The sequence below is a fragment of the Streptomyces sp. TP-A0874 genome, from assembly GCF_001748085.1.
Taxonomy (GTDB): Bacteria; Actinomycetota; Actinomycetes; order Streptomycetales; family Streptomycetaceae; genus Streptomyces.
Map to the genome: position 1 here is coordinate 300,824 of NZ_BBZK01000007.1, position 15,424 is coordinate 316,247.

General features: G+C 63.7%; 14 protein-coding genes and 8 pseudogenes. 10 read left to right on the top strand and 12 right to left on the bottom strand.

The window, feature by feature from the left end; translation table 11 throughout:
* Positions 1-90 precede the first annotated feature (90 nt).
* Complete coding sequence (locus tag BGP73_RS13625; protein ID WP_069814598.1) at positions 91-927, top strand: DMT family transporter; 837 nt, start codon at positions 91-93, stop codon at positions 925-927.
* Here the strand turns inward: BGP73_RS13625 and BGP73_RS23110 are convergent.
* The gene (locus BGP73_RS23110) at positions 905-1,213 is read right to left on the bottom strand and encodes a helix-turn-helix domain-containing protein (protein ID WP_170837829.1); all 309 of its coding nucleotides are present in this window, start codon (positions 1,211-1,213) and stop codon (positions 905-907) included. The genes BGP73_RS13625 and BGP73_RS23110 overlap by 23 nt on opposite strands.
* A 142-nt stretch (positions 1,214-1,355) precedes the next feature.
* Here BGP73_RS23110 and BGP73_RS13630 point away from each other — a divergent pair.
* Positions 1,356-1,502 (top strand): annotated as a pseudogene (locus BGP73_RS13630) (site-specific integrase); the annotation flags it as partial.
* Positions 1,503-1,741: 239 nt separating this feature from the next.
* Here the strand turns inward: BGP73_RS13630 and BGP73_RS24015 are convergent.
* Positions 1,742-1,843, bottom strand: a pseudogene (locus BGP73_RS24015) (transposase); the annotation flags it as partial.
* Positions 1,831-2,598 (bottom strand): IS5/IS1182 family transposase, encoded by a 768-nt coding sequence (locus BGP73_RS13635; protein WP_069814599.1) that lies wholly within the window; start codon positions 2,596-2,598, stop codon positions 1,831-1,833. The pseudogene BGP73_RS24015 and the gene BGP73_RS13635, both read right to left, overlap by 13 nt.
* A 109-nt stretch (positions 2,599-2,707) precedes the next feature.
* Here BGP73_RS13635 and BGP73_RS13640 point away from each other — a divergent pair.
* Positions 2,708-3,238: pseudogene (locus BGP73_RS13640) on the top strand (site-specific integrase); the annotation flags it as partial.
* A 90-nt stretch (positions 3,239-3,328) separates the two neighbouring features.
* Here the strand turns inward: BGP73_RS13640 and BGP73_RS22875 are convergent.
* The 5 genes and pseudogenes from BGP73_RS22875 to BGP73_RS24025 all read right to left on the bottom strand — a co-directional run.
* Positions 3,329-3,733, bottom strand: a complete 405-nt coding sequence (locus tag BGP73_RS22875) for a hypothetical protein (RefSeq protein WP_139134559.1) — start codon at positions 3,731-3,733, stop codon at positions 3,329-3,331.
* Positions 3,730-4,260, bottom strand: a pseudogene (locus tag BGP73_RS23315) (scabin-related ADP-ribosyltransferase); the annotation flags it as partial. The gene BGP73_RS22875 and the pseudogene BGP73_RS23315, both read right to left, overlap by 4 nt.
* A gap of 291 nt (positions 4,261-4,551) precedes the next feature.
* Entirely contained in the window at positions 4,552-4,845 is a 294-nt protein-coding gene (locus tag BGP73_RS22880) for a hypothetical protein (protein ID WP_139134560.1), read from the bottom strand.
* Between the two features lie 382 nt (positions 4,846-5,227).
* Positions 5,228-5,677 (bottom strand): annotated as a pseudogene (locus tag BGP73_RS24020) (polymorphic toxin-type HINT domain-containing protein); the annotation flags it as partial.
* Positions 5,678-6,153: 476 nt separating this feature from the next.
* Positions 6,154-6,651: pseudogene (locus BGP73_RS24025) on the bottom strand (RHS repeat-associated core domain-containing protein); the annotation flags it as partial.
* A gap of 734 nt (positions 6,652-7,385) precedes the next feature.
* On the opposite strand from BGP73_RS24025, the gene BGP73_RS22660 reads away from it, so the two are divergent.
* The 5 genes from BGP73_RS22660 to BGP73_RS22890 all read left to right on the top strand — a co-directional run bounded on the left by BGP73_RS22660 (position 7,386) and on the right by BGP73_RS22890 (position 10,303).
* A protein-coding gene (locus BGP73_RS22660) for an IS5 family transposase (RefSeq protein ID WP_107474039.1) occupies positions 7,386-8,203 on the top strand; the annotation gives its coding sequence in 2 pieces (ribosomal slippage) (positions 7,386-7,728 and positions 7,728-8,203; 819 coding nt in all).
* A 109-nt stretch (positions 8,204-8,312) separates the two neighbouring features.
* The gene (locus tag BGP73_RS22885; protein WP_139134561.1) at positions 8,313-8,747 is read left to right on the top strand and encodes a hypothetical protein; all 435 of its coding nucleotides are present in this window, start codon (positions 8,313-8,315) and stop codon (positions 8,745-8,747) included.
* 36 nt (positions 8,748-8,783) lie between these two features.
* Entirely contained in the window at positions 8,784-9,296 is a 513-nt protein-coding gene (locus BGP73_RS13665) for a hypothetical protein (protein WP_069814605.1), read from the top strand.
* Between the two features lie 306 nt (positions 9,297-9,602).
* Complete coding sequence (locus BGP73_RS23960; protein WP_170837830.1) at positions 9,603-9,851, top strand: polymorphic toxin type 24 domain-containing protein; 249 nt, start codon at positions 9,603-9,605, stop codon at positions 9,849-9,851.
* Between the two features lie 17 nt (positions 9,852-9,868).
* Complete coding sequence (locus BGP73_RS22890; RefSeq protein WP_139134563.1) at positions 9,869-10,303, top strand: hypothetical protein; 435 nt, start codon at positions 9,869-9,871, stop codon at positions 10,301-10,303.
* A 931-nt stretch (positions 10,304-11,234) separates the two neighbouring features.
* On the opposite strand, the gene BGP73_RS23565 is transcribed toward BGP73_RS22890, so the two are convergent.
* A complete protein-coding gene (locus BGP73_RS23565) occupies positions 11,235-11,972 on the bottom strand; it encodes a transposase (RefSeq protein ID WP_244501188.1) in 738 nt (245 codons plus the stop codon).
* Positions 11,962-12,189: a hypothetical protein gene (locus BGP73_RS23570; protein WP_069814608.1), complete on the bottom strand. Its 228-nt coding sequence runs from the start codon at positions 12,187-12,189 to the stop codon at positions 11,962-11,964. The genes BGP73_RS23565 and BGP73_RS23570 overlap by 11 nt, the downstream gene beginning before the upstream one ends.
* A 143-nt stretch (positions 12,190-12,332) precedes the next feature.
* Here BGP73_RS23570 and BGP73_RS13685 point away from each other — a divergent pair.
* Together BGP73_RS13685 and BGP73_RS13690 are read left to right on the top strand one after the other, a co-directional pair.
* Positions 12,333-13,705 (top strand): annotated as a pseudogene (locus BGP73_RS13685) (IS1380 family transposase).
* Between the two features lie 164 nt (positions 13,706-13,869).
* Positions 13,870-14,621 (top strand): annotated as a pseudogene (locus BGP73_RS13690) (transposase family protein).
* Positions 14,622-14,909: 288 nt separating this feature from the next.
* On the opposite strand, the gene BGP73_RS23965 reads toward BGP73_RS13690, so the two are convergent.
* Positions 14,910-15,176, bottom strand: a complete 267-nt coding sequence (locus tag BGP73_RS23965) for a hypothetical protein (protein ID WP_374701142.1) — start codon at positions 15,174-15,176, stop codon at positions 14,910-14,912.
* A gap of 73 nt (positions 15,177-15,249) precedes the next feature.
* The gene (locus BGP73_RS23120) at positions 15,250-15,417 is read right to left on the bottom strand and encodes a hypothetical protein (protein WP_170837831.1); all 168 of its coding nucleotides are present in this window, start codon (positions 15,415-15,417) and stop codon (positions 15,250-15,252) included.
* Between the last annotated feature and the right edge of the window lie 7 nt (positions 15,418-15,424).

Consider the following 15,424-nt stretch of genomic DNA (forward strand, 5'->3'; position numbering starts at 1 on the left):
AGTCTGCCGCACCACGCGGTCGTTCGGTTGGCGCCATTCGGTCGGTGCGTTATACGGTTCAGTCGTTCCATTGATGCTAAAGGATGCACCGTGCTCGCTCTGCTGCTGGCCCTGGTCAGCTCCCTGGCCTACGGATGCGCCGACTTCCTCGGCGGCCTCGGCGCTCGCAAGGCCCATGTCCTGCGCACCGTGATGATCGCGGCCCCGGCCTCGCTCGCCGTCGAACTCCTGCTGTGGCCCCTCCTCGGCGCATCCTTCGCTCCGGCGACCCTTCTCTGGGGCGCGGCCTCCGGCGTCGCTTCGGCCGCAGCGTTCGCCCTGCTCTACCGGACGCTCGCAATCGGCCCGATGAACGTCCTCTCCCCTCTCACCGCGCTGGTCTCCGCGATACTGCCGGTCAGCGTGGGGCTGCTCCAGGGCGAGCGCCTGGGCGTGGCCGGCCTGTTCGGCCTGCCGCTCGCACTGGTGGCGGTGGTCCTGGTCAGCGCCGGACCCGGAGCGAGGTCGGCCCGCCCCGCCCGGGCCGCGATCCTGCTGGCGTTCGGTGCGGGCGCCGCCATCGCCCTGCAACTGGTCTTCCTGCGCCAGGCGCCTGTGGACAGCGGCATCGGCCCACTGATCATCGGCCGTGCCGTGTCCTCCGCCGTCACCCTGGCCGCCGCAGGGCTGATGTACCGGAGGCTCGGACCCGAGAAGCCCGCCTACGCGGTGTCGGCCAGTGCGGGTGTGCTGGACTCGCTGGCGAACCTGCTGTTCCTGCTGGCTGTCCGGAGCGGCGACCTGGCCGTCGTCGCTGTGATCACCGCGCTGTATCCGGCCGGCACCGTCCTGCTCGCCCGCAGCGTCCTGGCCGAACGCATCCACCGCGGACAGCTGGTCGGCCTCGGCGTCGCCGCCGTCGCCGTCAGCCTGCTGGCCCTGGGCTGAGCCCAGCCGGCACCCGTATCCCCCACACCCCGGGGGCATTCAGCCAGGCCCGCACCTGGGCCGGCTGCTGACGGTAGGGGCGGCGGGCGGGGCGCTGCGGGGTGAAGCCGTGCCGTCGCAGCCACTTGCCCAAGCCCTGCTCGGTTATCGAGAACCCACACACCAGCTTGACCAGTTCACCGAGGCGCGGGTCCACAGCACCCCGCTGTGCCGATATCAGCCGGGAGTAGTCCCGCATCGCCTGCAGGACCGCACCCCGCGTGGACGCGTCCGGCAGCTCGCCCATCCCGGCGCGCGGTTGCCGTGGTGGGGCCAGCAGTGCCTGACGGCCACGGGCGCGAAACAACCGCCACCAACTGCCCACCGAACGCTCGGAGGCCCGAACACCTCCGCCGCCTGCCCGCGGCGGCCCGCGCCAGCGGGCCGCCCTTGAGCACGGCGTCGACCTCGTGGTCATCAAGGAACTCCTCGGCCACGCCCACATCGGCGTCACCGCCACCGTCTATGCCCACGTGAGGCTCCGCCTCCAACGGCAAGTCATCGACGCCCTCAACGGCGCCCTCGGCCGCCTGTAGACCACACAGACGGCACGCTTCGACGGTGACGACCTGCTGCCACAGAACGCCTTGTCTGGTGACGTTGCTGCTGACGTTGAAAGGGTGGGGTGACTGGGTTACGGGGGCTCCAGCTCCAGTCCCGTCTCGGCGATGAAGCCGTCGAGGACCTCGGGTCGACGTTGGATGCCGCGTAGCCGGTTCTTCACGAGCGGAGTGAGGTCTTCGATCGCGCAGGGTGCAAGGTTGGCCAGGGACTTCTTCAGGTGGGCCCAGACACCTTCGACGGGATTGAGGTCGGGCGCGTAGGGCGGGAGCTTGACGATGGTGAGCCAGTGAGCCTTTTCCATCATCGGTCTGAGCTGGTCAGATGCAGGGTGAGGACGGCCTGGACGAGGCTGGTGATCCGGGTGGTCGAGCACCGGAGCTTGCGGAGGAGCCGCCAGGACTTGAGGGTGGCCATGGCCTGCTCGACGAGTGCGCGGATCTTTGCGTGGGACCGGTTCACCGCCTGCTGACCGGTGGAGAGAGTCTCCCAGCGCCCCCAGCACGGGGTACGGACCGTGCCGCCGGCACCCCGGTACCCCTTGTCGGCCCAGCACGTGACGTCAGCCTCGGCAAGGGATTCGACGATGCCGTGTTCGCGGGCCGCGCGGACGTCGTGGACGGCGCCGGGCAGGGCCGGCGAGGCCCACAACAGCCGGCCGAAAGAATCGGCGAGGACCTGCACGTTCATCCCGTGCCTCTTGTGTTTGCCGGAATAGAAGGGCCGGTCAGCGGCGATGCGGTCGATCGGCAGGAGTGTGCCGTCCAGGAGCGGATACGCCTTCGTCGACGCGGTGCGGACGGCGTCGGCCAGGCTGGGTGCGAGGGCAGCCAGAAGGTCGACGGCCTCGGTGACATACCGGTAAGCCGTTGTGGTTCCAACGCCGAATCCGGCCGCGAGCTGGCCATAGATATGCCCCACCCGCAGATGGGCGAGTGCGAGGAGAGCCTGACGACCGGCACTCAGCCGCCGCCAACGGGAGCCGATCACACGGCGGTGCCGCCGCAACTCCTGAGCGAGGAAGCGAAGGGCAGAGCTGGACACGTCGACGCCCGACGGGTAAACAAGCACGTGAAGCCTCTGGTGGAGACGGATTTCTTGGTCGAAAACCCATCTACCAGGGGCTTCACCACGTTGTCAGCCCAACGGCCAAGCTCCGCACTCAGGTTGGAAAGGGCTCCTTGACCTCGACGGCGGCACTGCCACCATCCACCGCTCCCTCCAGCGGACCCGCAGCCAGGGTCTGACCGTCCTGAACACCAAGACCCTGGCCTCCGAGCGGCGCATCGCTCTCCCTACCGAATGCCTCAGTTCCCTCAAGATCCACCAGGAAAGGCAGCAGGAAGAGCGTCAGGCGGCCGGAACGGGCTGGATGGGCAACGGGCTCGTCTTCACCACCCCGAAGGGCAGGCCGCCGCTCGACCCCACCAACCTCACCCGCCGCTTCCGCCGCCTCCTTCACAGCGCAGGGCTCCGGACGATCCGCTTCCACGACCTCCGGCACTCGACCGCGACCCTCCTGCTGGAACAGGGCGTCGACCTCGTCGTCATCAAGGAACTTCTGGGGCATGCCCACATCGGCGTGACAGCCGGCGTCTACGCCCACTTCCGACTCCGCCTCCAGCGTCAAGCCATCGACACCCTTGGCCACGCCCTCGGCCCGGCCGACGACGACCCAGACGATCCGCCCACCACAGCAGCTGTCCGCTGACGTTGCCGTCAGCGCTGCCGTCAAATCGCCCTGATGGCCCCACCAGAATTATCTGGTGGGGCCATCAGATTCACCCAAGGTGAATCAACTTCATTTCATGCGAAACAGTTTTCGCATCGCCGCTAGCTGGTCTTCTAGCGTTCCGACCTCAGAGCAGTCCGCTGGAGCGAAGATATCCACGAGGTCGTCATCAGAGAGAGCCTTTCCGGCTTGCAACGAGTAGGCCAATCGACCTTCCGTCATCTGCCTAGTCATCCCTGACGGGAAAACATTCAATCTCGCACCCTGGCAACACAGAAGCAGGCCCATGTCTTCGAGATCGCGGCGGGCCGATTTGAGACATTCCAGCAAATCAACCTCTTCGTAGATGCGCTCAAATTCTTCATCGGGCAATCTCATCCGAAGAGTCGAAGGCGGTGTAGAAACCTGGAGCAACACGTTCACCACCTCCCCGCTTGCCCTGGTTGCAGTCCGAGCCAGCTCTTCCACAATCATCCCCCGCCATAGTTGGGGTTCGAAACCCTAGTTCCGTCTCGAAGCCTGCAAGCAACGATGCAACTTGTGTCGACCCGCCCTGGAATTGCAGTCTCCCTTTCATGCGCAAATGGGTTTCCAGGAAATTCCTTGTTTACATCCACCCCATCAACACCGCGAATCTCGTAGACGTTTCCGCCACGCTTGATCGCCACAGACTCAGAAGTGGTAGTGGAAATATATCCAGAGTCCCTTGAGTATCCGGATGCATGCTCCAGGAGGTCCATATTGTCACCTCTCGGCTCAAATCCCGACTCGAATATCTCGTCCGGGCCGCGGGTGTCGCTTCGGTAGAGCGGACAGGTGCCACCTGAATTGTGCACGAGTACCGGCGTAGCCCCCGCCAGCACATAGTACGTGTGGAGGTCGGCGATGGTGAGGTTGTACGTCGCGGCTTTCTCTGTGTGGGGGTGGTTTGCGGTGACGATGACGGTGTCACCGCAGTCTGTGAGCAGAGTCGCGCCTGGGGCAAGGTTTCGGGCCTCGACTTCCCGGTATCGCCTCAGCCGGATCACGATCTACGCTTGGACTGCTAACTGGACAAGCAGGTGTCTGGGTATGATCGGAGCTTTTTCGGTGGGTTTGGGACCCCTCGCCAGGAATTCATACAGAGGAATGCATGAACACCGGTCGGGTGGCCCGAGGGAGTCTCACCCTCGGGCCACCCGACCATTGTATTAGCCGCTGTTACCCCCAGAGCCTTGCCTCTGGCCGGAAGGAGACGGATGAGCACCTATTAATAGCGAACGGGATAGCTCGCAGGGATCGGGTTGATCAAGTCAATCACCGGAGATCCACAGATAACCTCTGCGCCTGACCACCCCGTCTAGAATTGACTTGAATTCCATCGCATCGTTTTTTGCGTCGGAATTTTGCTCAATCAAGAGGTCAATTTCACCCATTATCCGCATCAACTGAGGAGAGTTGAACATTGTGTCGCCATGAAGATGAACTCCCGCCAGAAGGGCATCAGCATCAACGTGCGGCAAGATCGCTTCGAGGTAAGCTCCAGCCTCCCTGCCTGCGTGCACCCGCTGATGATTCTGATCTTCGATGTAGACCGCAAGGCCCATTAAAACTCCCACTCTATTTCGTGGGGTCGGCTTGCAAAGATCAAGCCGACCCCACGAACAATCATCTAGGCACTACCGGCTTCGGAATAGGGTGCATCGTGATCACGCCGCCGTACTTGTCTTGAACGACTCGATACCACGTCGTGGGCAGCCCACCAGCATCGTCCGATAGTCGACCGATCACAGTACCCGCATTGACGTCGCGCTCAAAGTTCCCGTGCGCATTCGGGCCATGAGACCTGCATCGATTTGCGTTATCCACCAGGTCGTCCAGGTGCACACCCGAATTGAAGACGCTCTTGTCAGAAGTGACCTGACGCCCTCCGGGCATGTGCTTACCCCGCACGTACGCCTCAGAGGCATCATCGAGCATCGCATCAACGCAGTTTGCATTGTGAACGAGCACCGGGGTCTGTCCCGCCAGCACATAGTACGTGTGGAGGTCGGCGATGGTGAGGTTGTATGTCTTGGCTTTCTCTGTGTGGGGGTGGTTTGCGGTGACGATGACGGTGTCGCCGCTGTCTGTGAGCAGAGTTGCGCCTGGGGCAAGGTTTCGGGCCTCGACCCAGTCGTGCGCCGAGGGGGACCAGAAGGGATGTTCATGTGTGGCCGTGAGTTCTTCAACACCGTCTTCGGTGGCGATGCTCAGAGTGTTGAAGTGTTTGTCGTGGTCGGTGATGATGAGGGCGGTGACTTCGTGCGCACCACTTTCCCCGGTTTCAGGGTCAGCAGCTTGGACTTGATCACCGATTTCGATGTCTTCAATGTGTTGAGTATTTCCATCCGCCATTAGGACGTCTGTCCCGGCAAGGAAGCATTTACATCCGGCCTTTGGTCGGCTTTTTGTGGTTCCGCGTAGCGAACCGCCTCCAGGGCTGACCATTCCACTGGCTGCGCCGTCCGCCATGACCTGAGCAAGACTGACTGCAACCCCTTCGGGGCACTCTTTCATTTCACCGCAAACCCTCCACATCCAGAGCCGCCACTGGCGCTCAGCATCAGGGTTTCCGGCCTCGGTCAGATAGTCGGGGTAGACGCGATTACCGAAGACGTTCGTGCTGCCTGTTCCCTCATAGAAATTTGTGAGCCTATCCAGGAACTCGGTTTTCTTGCTCCAATTATTCGGCAGCTTTACGTGGTTGAAATATACCGTTGCAGTCTTGCCGATGATGCCGCCCCTGAGATCCATCGGAGGCCCGGCGGGTCGTGAATTCGGGGCTTTTGTAACGTATTCTTTGCGACTGCCGTTACTTCCAGTACCACCGATGGGGTATCCAATGCCACACGCGTCCGCCATGCACAAACCACTGGGTCGGACCAGGTGAGGGGGTTGTTGTTGGCGTAGGTGTAGCCGTGGGTTTGTTGGGGGTCGGCGAGGTCCATGATCGGGTCGACGGAGATGAAGCGGCCGGTGGTGGGGTCGTAGTGGCGGGCTCCGAGGTGGGTGAGGCCGGTGGTGGCGGTGTCGTCGGTGCCGCCGACGAAGCCCTTGGTGCTGGGCCAGGATTCGGCCGGTGTGCCGCGGGGGTCGCCGAAGGGGAGGGTGCGGCGTTGGGTGAGTTTCAACGTCGCGGCGTCGATGGCGAGTTGTCCGGTGCCGTGGTGGTCGGCGAGGGTGATGGACCAGACGCCGTCGTCGGACAGGACTCCCTGGTGTCCGTTGCCGAAGGGGACGTAGCGGGTGGCTTCCGGTGTGGTCGAGCCCTGGTTCAGGACGACTTCGGTGTGGTCGCCGAGGTGCAGGGTGGACTTCTCAGCGGTCCGGGTGATCAGACGGTTGCCGTCGGCGTCGTAGAGGAACTCGGTGCCGCCACCACCACCGTTGCCGTCACCACCGTCCTCACCGGCGTTCGCAAGGGGATCAGGAAGAGTATGACCGCATATAGATTGGCTGGCGGTAGTGGATGCCGCTAATTCCTCCGACTGGAGATCCGTCATTCTGGACATCGCTCGTCGTGTAGGTGTCGAAAACGTCGACCTGTCTAGTGGGCATGTGCGCTGGGAACTTTATCGGCGGGTAATGGGCTCACCGCTCGAGTGGAGTCGACTGTTGGAGGCCGTCGAGGCAGAGCCTGATCCGTCGATCGCCACGTCAGTGGTCCTGCAGATGCTGGAACGAGTTCCGGAGCCCGAAAGAAATTCCTGGGTCGAAAAGATATCGAGAGAAGGAAAGCATGCGCTGGCCAATCTGCGAATGCGTGAAATTCAGATCCTGGAAGCCGTGAGTGGTGACCTAGGGAGGGAATATTCTCCCGCACGCGATCAAATCTCAGAATGGTCTGACTGGCTGCAGCGTCGAGCTTCGGAGGAATCGACATCTCCGAGAGTTTTGAGGCAGTTGAGCCAATCGGGACGGACGAAAAGGGTTAGGCATCTCGCCGCAGAGCGAATGCGTGCGTTGCAGAAGTCATCGTAATCGCCGCAACCTTGCGCATGGATAGGACTCGCAAATGCACGAACAGAGCGCACTCGCAAATTATTGACTGGCACTTAGAGGGTGTCTCACGTGGTGCATGGCCTGTGCGGCATCATGAGCGGTCGTGGGTGCTGATCTGTCGCAGCGGCTGGTTCCTGACGAACTCTGGGAACTGGTCGCCCCGTTGCTGCCGTCGTTTGCTGCTCGCCCGCAGGGTGGCGGGACCGCTCCGTGTGACGTGCGGGCGGTGTTCACAGCTGTGGTGTACGTCCTGGTCAGTGGTTGCGCCTGGCGGCATCTGCCACCGACGTTCGGCACCTCTCCCGCGACGGCGCATCGCCGGTTCACGGCGTGGACCAAGGCGGGCCTGTGGCGTCGGCTGCACCGCGCGGTCCTGGATGAACTCGGGGCCAGGGGCGAGATCGACTGGACCTCGGCGATCATCGACGCAGCGTACGTCCGTGCGAAAAGGGGGGATCGCTGACTGGGCCGAACCCGGTCGATCGCGGCAAGAAGGGCAGCAAACTGCACGCCCTGTCCGATGCTCAGGGCATCCCGCTGGCTGTCGCGGTGTCGGGGGCGAACCTGCACGACAGCCAGGCGTTCAAGCCGCTGATCCTCGCGATACCGGACATCCGCTCCCGGCGTGGACCGCGCCGGCGGCGACCGGTCAAGATCCGGGCTGACAAGGCGTACTTCTCCGCCGACCACCTGGCCTGGCTCCGCGGCCGCAACCTGATCCCACGGATCGCGCGTCCGGGAATCGAGTCCGGCGAGCGGCTCGGCCGCCACCGCTGGAAGATCGAGTGGTCGATCGCCTGGCTGTTCGGCTACCGCCGGCTCACCGTCCGATACGAACGCAAGGGCAATCACTTCCTCGCCTTCCTCGGCCTCGCCGCAGCCCTGACCTGCTACAAGAAGCTGGCAAAAATCACCACGTGAGACACCCTCTTATATTAGAGCTCGTAACACGATCGTGATCGCCAGCACACCCCCCTTCTGATCAGACTCGAAGAGCACATGGGTTGAGGCAAGCCGACTCAACCCCGGCATGACCATCCGCACAGTCAACGGAACTACCCTGATCGTGCACAAAACACGCGAGTTCACCCAAAAGCAACGTACCCACGGCCTCACCATCAACGACACCCACACGTTCTATGTGCTGGCAGGTAAGACGCCGGTCCTGATGCACAATGGCAACTGTATCCATGCTTCAGTCGCCTATCAGGGCTGGACGACGAAGGGTGCCCACATCCACATCGGGAAGAGTGAAGTTCGAATCTTCCCGAGCGACAAGGGTGGAATTGGGGCCGAAGCAATTCGACTGAGAAGCGGAACGGCGAGCCCGAAGGAAGTTCAAAAAGTTCTGGACGAGATTCACTCGAATCCTGCCCTGAGGGCTGACATCATCGCAAAGGCTACATCTGCTCGCACCAGTATGAACGTAGGTGAATTCGTGATGCAATCCAATCGTGCCGCATAGATGCATTTCCTTATCAAGAATTTGGAGAAAACTCGGATGAGTGCCTTTCGATTCTTGGTCGAGGTCCTTGAGACTGGGGCCATCCAAGGGCTCGGGCTGGACGCGCGACCTGAAGACTGGGAAGCGAAGCTTGGCTCCGGGTACATAGACGACGTACGCAAGGGTCGAATGCGTCGTGACTACGGGCTAGTGGAGCTCTCATTCTTCAAGAAGGGCGAGATTTGGCAGTGCTTCGAGGCGAGCTTGCAAGTTCACAGGCTGGCCAAAGACATTCCCGATGTTGTGCCGAGTTCCCTAATTGAGGAATACGGGGAAATAGAGTCGAGGGTTCGGTTCAGTGACCTCCAGGTAAACGCTACTGCCGAAGGTCTCCAAGTCGCACAGATCAGTGACCGTGGTCGTCATCTTCACTCCAGATTTTCGGTGATGGAGTCGAGGGCAATCGTGCACGTCCTGGAGACTGACTCTGGAGACATCTTGCGGCGGGGCGATATTTGGTCGGTCTCTCTGGCCCGGGATTTCACCGCGCGAGCAGCTCCGATCTCGTGAGGGTTCTCAGGAGATCCCAATAGCAGATCTGAAGCCCCGCCAGGTGACACCTGGCGGGGCTTTTGCGTGGTCTGACGACAGTAATTGACGCAGCGGCAACGGTGATGGCAGCATCGGCGAACTTCAGTCACCCCGGTGGACCTCCACGGACTAACGCGCGGTATTTGACCTGCGAAGACGCAGATAGGAGTACCGCGCCACCACACGTACTATGTGCTGGCGGGCGAGACCCCGGTCCTCGTTCACAACAACAGTTGTCCAACTGGCGGACATTCGGTTTCATCGTCTAGTCCAAAAAAGAAGCGAGTGGAGCATCTTCAGCCCGACGAAAAAGCTGAGGGGAGCCACACGCTATTTGAGCGAGACGAGAGGGGGCAAATATCCCGCTACCGGACCTGGATCGAGGAGCCGCGCTCGCCGTCTGGATGGCGACTTGGTTCAAGGTTCCGGGGGACTGGTAAGCCGCATAGCGGAGTGAATCCGCCTTTGTATTATCCAAAGGGTGGCGGTTATGGAGAAAGCGCCACCGGTGTACACCTTCCTTTGGGGTACTAAAAATGAGAATTTATGAAGTGGTAGACAATGCACTGAGGGGGTGTGCGAATGCCCAGTTTTCCGAAGCTGCGGACCTCTACGTTGCCCTTTCCCTGGGGCGTCTTTTCTGGCCCGAGACAAGACTGGCGAACGGGACTGTATTCCTAGCGCTCAATGTGGGGGACGCGGAGGAGATCGATCGTCGAGTTGCCGCATGGAGTGAATCCGGCGAAATGGAGTGGAGTCAATTCGTCGACAGCTTCAACACTTACGAAGTTCGATACCTGTTTGCTAATTGGCCCGATAATTCAGCGAATATGGAAGACGCGGAATTGTGTCTTGCGCAGCTCTTGATTGAAGCCTGGACAGCCAAACTAAGATCCGATTTTCCTGATCGCGTGTTCAGTATCGAGTTGGACGGGGATGTCGTATCGGAAGGCCCGTGTATCTTGGTGCGGCAAACCGTTCCCTGATCCTCGATCCACCGCGTGATCGCTGATGTCGTGGTGTGATTGGTTCCGGGGTGGATTTTCGGTTCTGGTACTCCAGTCGCACTTTGTGACCTCACGGGCTGTCGGGGGTACAGGTTCGGGCGAGCCCGGCGAGGCGTCGCTTGTAGTGGTGCCAGCGGGCGCGGGCCTGGTGGCGACGTCGCCAGGTGGGCCATTGCAGGTGGAAGGCCATGTGGCCTGCCGCGAGGGCGGTGGGCAGGTCCCGCAGCATGGCGGTGAACAGCGGGAACAGGCGGCGGACCTCGGTGACGGTCAGGGCGATCTGACCGAAATCCTCGGGAGGTTCGGGAGTTGGACCTCGATTCTTCAGCGGGGTGTGGTCGCTGATCGGTTCGGCGTTCGCCCGTACTGTCTCCTTTGCCGTGCGATGACAGGCCGTCGCGTGTCGCTGCCGGGGGGCGCCGGGGTTCCACGTCTCCCGGGTGGTGCGGTTTCCTCTCCTCTCGGCGTCGTCGGGTCGGGGGCCGGTCCTCAGGTGACGGTCGGCAGGTCGCCGAGCCGCCGCCATGCGGTGGTGAATGCGTCGGCCCAGCCTCGATTCGTCTGTGACCTGGCCGGCCTGGCTGGTTCGACGGCTTGCCCTGTTTGTCCTGCGGGTCAGTGCGGGAAGCCTTCGCGTGACGCTGCGGGTGCACCGGCTTCCACGGGGCCGGAGTCCTGCTGGTCTACTCCTTCCTGGTCCGTGTCGGGCTGGTGGCCGGATGTCAGGTGAGAGCTGGGAGCTGGGTGGCTCGCTGCCATACGGTGGTGCACGCCGACGCCCACGGCCGCGAGGTCGGCGGCGATCGTGGCGGCCAGTACCCAGGCGGCGTTCAGCTGCCAGGACTTCGAGGGCAGCAACCCGAGGCCGACGCGCTTGATCGCTTTGACTCGGTCCTCGGCCCTGGCATGATCACGGTAGAAGGGCGTCGACGAACGACACCAGCCCGGAGCCCGGGACCCCGGAGAGCCCCTGGCAGGCGGGGATGTTCGTGGCGACGATCTGGTAACGCCAGCCGGTGAGTTTCTCGAAGGCGGTCCGCTTCTTCAGATCCCGGCGTGAGGGCTTGCCCGACGTGGGGGCACCTCCCGGCCGAAGGCTGGGGGAGACCAGCCGAATCCCGGTCGGCCAGCCGGTCAGGTCGCGCAGACCGGTCAGCTCGGCGACCTGGAAGGAGACCATGTCGCCGTCGGGGCCCTTGATCTCGTGGACCTGGCCGTCCTGCCGCAGCGCGACCGTCCACACTGTTTCGGGCAGCAGGGCGATGGCCTGCTCGTCCGTCTCGTTGATCGCCCAACCGGTCACCCAGCGCACCCGGCGCCGACTGGTGGTCAGGCTCTGGAGGCGGTCGAGGAGGCCGTGGCTGAAGGCCGCGCCGTCGATCCGGACCAGCAGTTTCGGCCACAGCGGCAGCGGGAGTTGTCGCAGCGCGGTGGCCAGGACGCTCTTGCGGTCGTCGACATCGTTGGGCGGCGCCTTGCCGGGCCGTAGCAGCATGGCGACGCACTCACGGGTGTTGGCCACCCACGCCCCCAGCGGCATGTGGCCGAAGCTGCCCTTGAAGGTGCCCGCCACGTCTTCCTTCCGGCTGGTGCAGGTGACGATGGTCGCGTCCAGGTCCAGGACGTAGTTGCTCGGCCTAAAGGACATTCGTCGCGCCGAGCACGATCGCGCAGGCCGGCGGGACCAGCGCCATGCCCCGGTCCCGCCGGCCCGGCCCAGTGCCCTTCGGCAACGCCACGCTCAGCGCGGTGGTCAGGCCGACACGGTCGGCGACCTTCCGCAGCAGCACCACACCCGCATGGCCTATCAGGTTCTTACCGTCGGCCCGCACGGCAAGCCGGTGATCCCAGCCGGTAGCCTTCACCCTTCGGGTGCCTCTTCCTAGCCTCGAGCTTTCACGAGGTGGCCTGTCCGAGACTTGATCGCAAACGCGAGAAGTGCTCCTGACCTGGAACGATAGGACTTGTCGATGGTCCAGATCGTGCCGTGGAAAGAAGCACTTCTCAGGTGAAGAAGCGTATCGGGTCGTACCCGCGTGTCCGCGTTGAGGGCAGCGGTCGTGGAGTGGTCTCGCAGGCCGGGACCGTGCTGCTGGTGGAAACAGTCCGCAAGACGGGCCTGGATACTGCGATATCTGCGGCTCTGGCACCCTGGCGCAAGCCGCGGGCGGTGCACGATCCCGGCAAGATCCTTCTGGACGTCGCGCTGGCAGTGGCGCTGGGCGGGGACTGCCTGGCCGACATCGGCATGCTGCGGGCCAAGCCAGCCGTGTTCGGGCCGGTGGCTTCGGACCCGACAGTTTCCCGGCTGATCGACACGCTCGCAGCGGGCGGCCAACGCGCCCTGAACGCGATCCGCAGCGCCCGGTCCCAAGTGCGTCAACATGTATGGAAGTTGGCTGGCACGTCGGCGCCGGATGCGACCGGTTCTGTGACCGTGGACCTGGACGGCGTCCTGGTGATCGCGCATTCCGACAAGGAAGACACGGCTGCGACCTGGAAGAAGACCTTCGGCCACCATCCGCTGATGGGCTTCGTCGACCATGGGACGGGCGGGTCCGGCGAACCGGTGGCCGGTCTGCTCAGGCCCGGAAACGCCGGCAGCAACACCGCCGCCGATCACATCACGACCACCCAACTGGCCCTGGCCCAGCTGCCCAAGTCCTATCGGCGCGGGCGCCGGACGCTGATCCGCACCGACTCCGCGGGCGGCACCCACGAGTTCGTGGCCTGGCTCGCGAAACGCGGACGGTGGCTTCGTACTCGGTCGGCATGACCATCACCGACGCAATTCACCAGGCCGTACTCAAGGTGCCGCTCGCGGCATGGACGCCGGCCGTCGAGCCCGGCGGAGAGATCCGCGACGGGGCCTGGGTCGCCGAACTCACCGGCGGCATGCTCGACGGCTGGCCGAAGGGCATGCGGCTGATCGTCCGGAAGGAACGACCGTACCCCGGAGCCCAGTTGAGGATCACGGATGCCGACGGCATGCGGATCACGTGCTTCGCCACCAACACCACCGGTCGGCCCATCGCCGAGCTCGAACTCCGCCACCGCCTGCGGGCACGGGCCGAGGACCGCGTCCGGGCCGCCCGCGCGACCGGCCTGCGGAACCTGCCCCTGCACGACACCGCGCAAAACAGGGTCTGGCTGGAGATCGTCCAGATCGCACTCGACCTGCTGGCCTGGATGCCGATGCTTGCACTGAACGGTCAGGCCCGGCTCTGGGAACCCCGCCGGCTTCGTCCGGCCTTCTCCCCAGCCGCCCAGCTCGTCACGACCGGCAGGCGTCGCATCCTCCACATCGCCCGCCACTGGCCATGGACCGACGAGATCACCACAGCACTTGCACGACTCGCTCTCCTGCCGAAGCCCGGCTGACCAGCGACTTCACGTCCCTACGAGGAGCACCACCCCTACCGGAGCAGTGAGGGTTTTCAGATCGGCCACCGTTCGGGTGAACAGCGGGGTGGCCGCAACGGACAGGGCTCCTGTGCCGTTGGTTGAGGTGTTCGGCGTCTCAACTTCGCAGACCAGGAGCCCTGTTGGTCCCCTATCCCGCCGCACTCGACCTCCCCCACGCGCTGATTGAAGCGGTGACGATGCTGATCGTCACCCGTGAGGGTGACCGCCGCTGCAAACCCGCCCCTCCGGACACGCGCGTTGATCACGCTCGCGTATCTGCGAAGGCACGACACCCTGGCCCAACTCGCGGCGGGATTCCGGGTCTCGGTCGGCACTGCCCACGCCTACGTCACCGTTGTCGTGAAGATCCTCGCGGACAAGGCACCTGGACTGCTGAAGACACTGCGGGAATCGGGCCCGGAGTACGTCCTGGTAGACGGGACCCTGGCCGAGTGCGACCGGGTCGGCGACGGCCGGGCCGACTACTCCACCAAGCACCAGCGGCACGGCGTGAACGTGCAGGTCGTTACCGATCCCATGGGCCGACTGCTGTGGCTTTCCCCGGCCCTTCCCGGCCGCACCCACGACCTCACCGCCGCCCGTACCCACAAGATCATCAGGATCTGCGAACGCCAAGGCGTCCCGATCCTGGCCGACATGGCTTACATCGGCGCCGGCGAGCACGTCACCACCGCCAAACGCCGCCCTGCCGGGCGGTGACCATCCGCCGACCCAGCAGGCGCTGAACCGGGGCCTGGCCATCGCCCGCGTCCCTGTCGAACGAGGAGTCGCACGCCTCAAGTCCTGGCGAATCTTCCGACACGCCAGCTGCAGCCCGAACCGCCTCAGCACCATCACTGCCGCCGTCCTCACCCTGGAGAGGCAACGCTGAAAATGCTCAGTGGAACCCGGCGCCCACCCGACGCGACAGTCGGGCCACCGGCCTGCCCACCCTCAGCCACCGAAAACGAAACGGTCCGCCGACTCCGTCGGCGGACCGTCAAGAAAGATCGAGGCTAGCGGTCTTCTTGATCTAGACAATCCAGATCATCGCAGGTGAGAGGCATCTTCGCTATCAGAGCGTCAGATCAGGCCGACGCAACCACCGTAGCTGAATAGGCGAGGTTAACGGCAACGGCGGCGGACGCTGGGGGGTATCCACCGCCATTGCCGTCTGGCGTCAGGGGGTGTCCGTCGAGGACAGCGCCGAGGGTGTCGATGGCGTCGCTTTGGCAGCAGAGTCGGACGTAGGCGTGACGGTGGCGGTAGCGGTGGCGGTGACGCCGATGTGGGCGTGGCCGAGGAGTTCCTTGATCACGACGAGTTCGACGCCTTGCTCACGGGCGTCCCGCTGACGCGAGCCGTACCAGCCCCAGCGGCCCCAGACAACCTGCCGCATGCTGACCCAGGTGCGCTGGTCGGCCCGCACGTAGCGCACCACTGTCACCAGCAGTCACACACTGACCAGCACCGCTGCGACCAGCAACATGTCCGGCGCGTACCCGTCACGGCTTCGGCTTCTACGTTCGTGCCCCCTCTTCGTGTATCAGGCGGGCCACGTCGCGCAGGTCCAGGCGGGCTGCCTGCTCCGGGCTCAGGGCGAGAAGATCGAGCATGGCGGCCGAGACGGCGAAGGTGGCCTTGCGGCCGAGGCTGACAGAACACGGAAGACGACGGTGGGTAGGCATGTCAGAC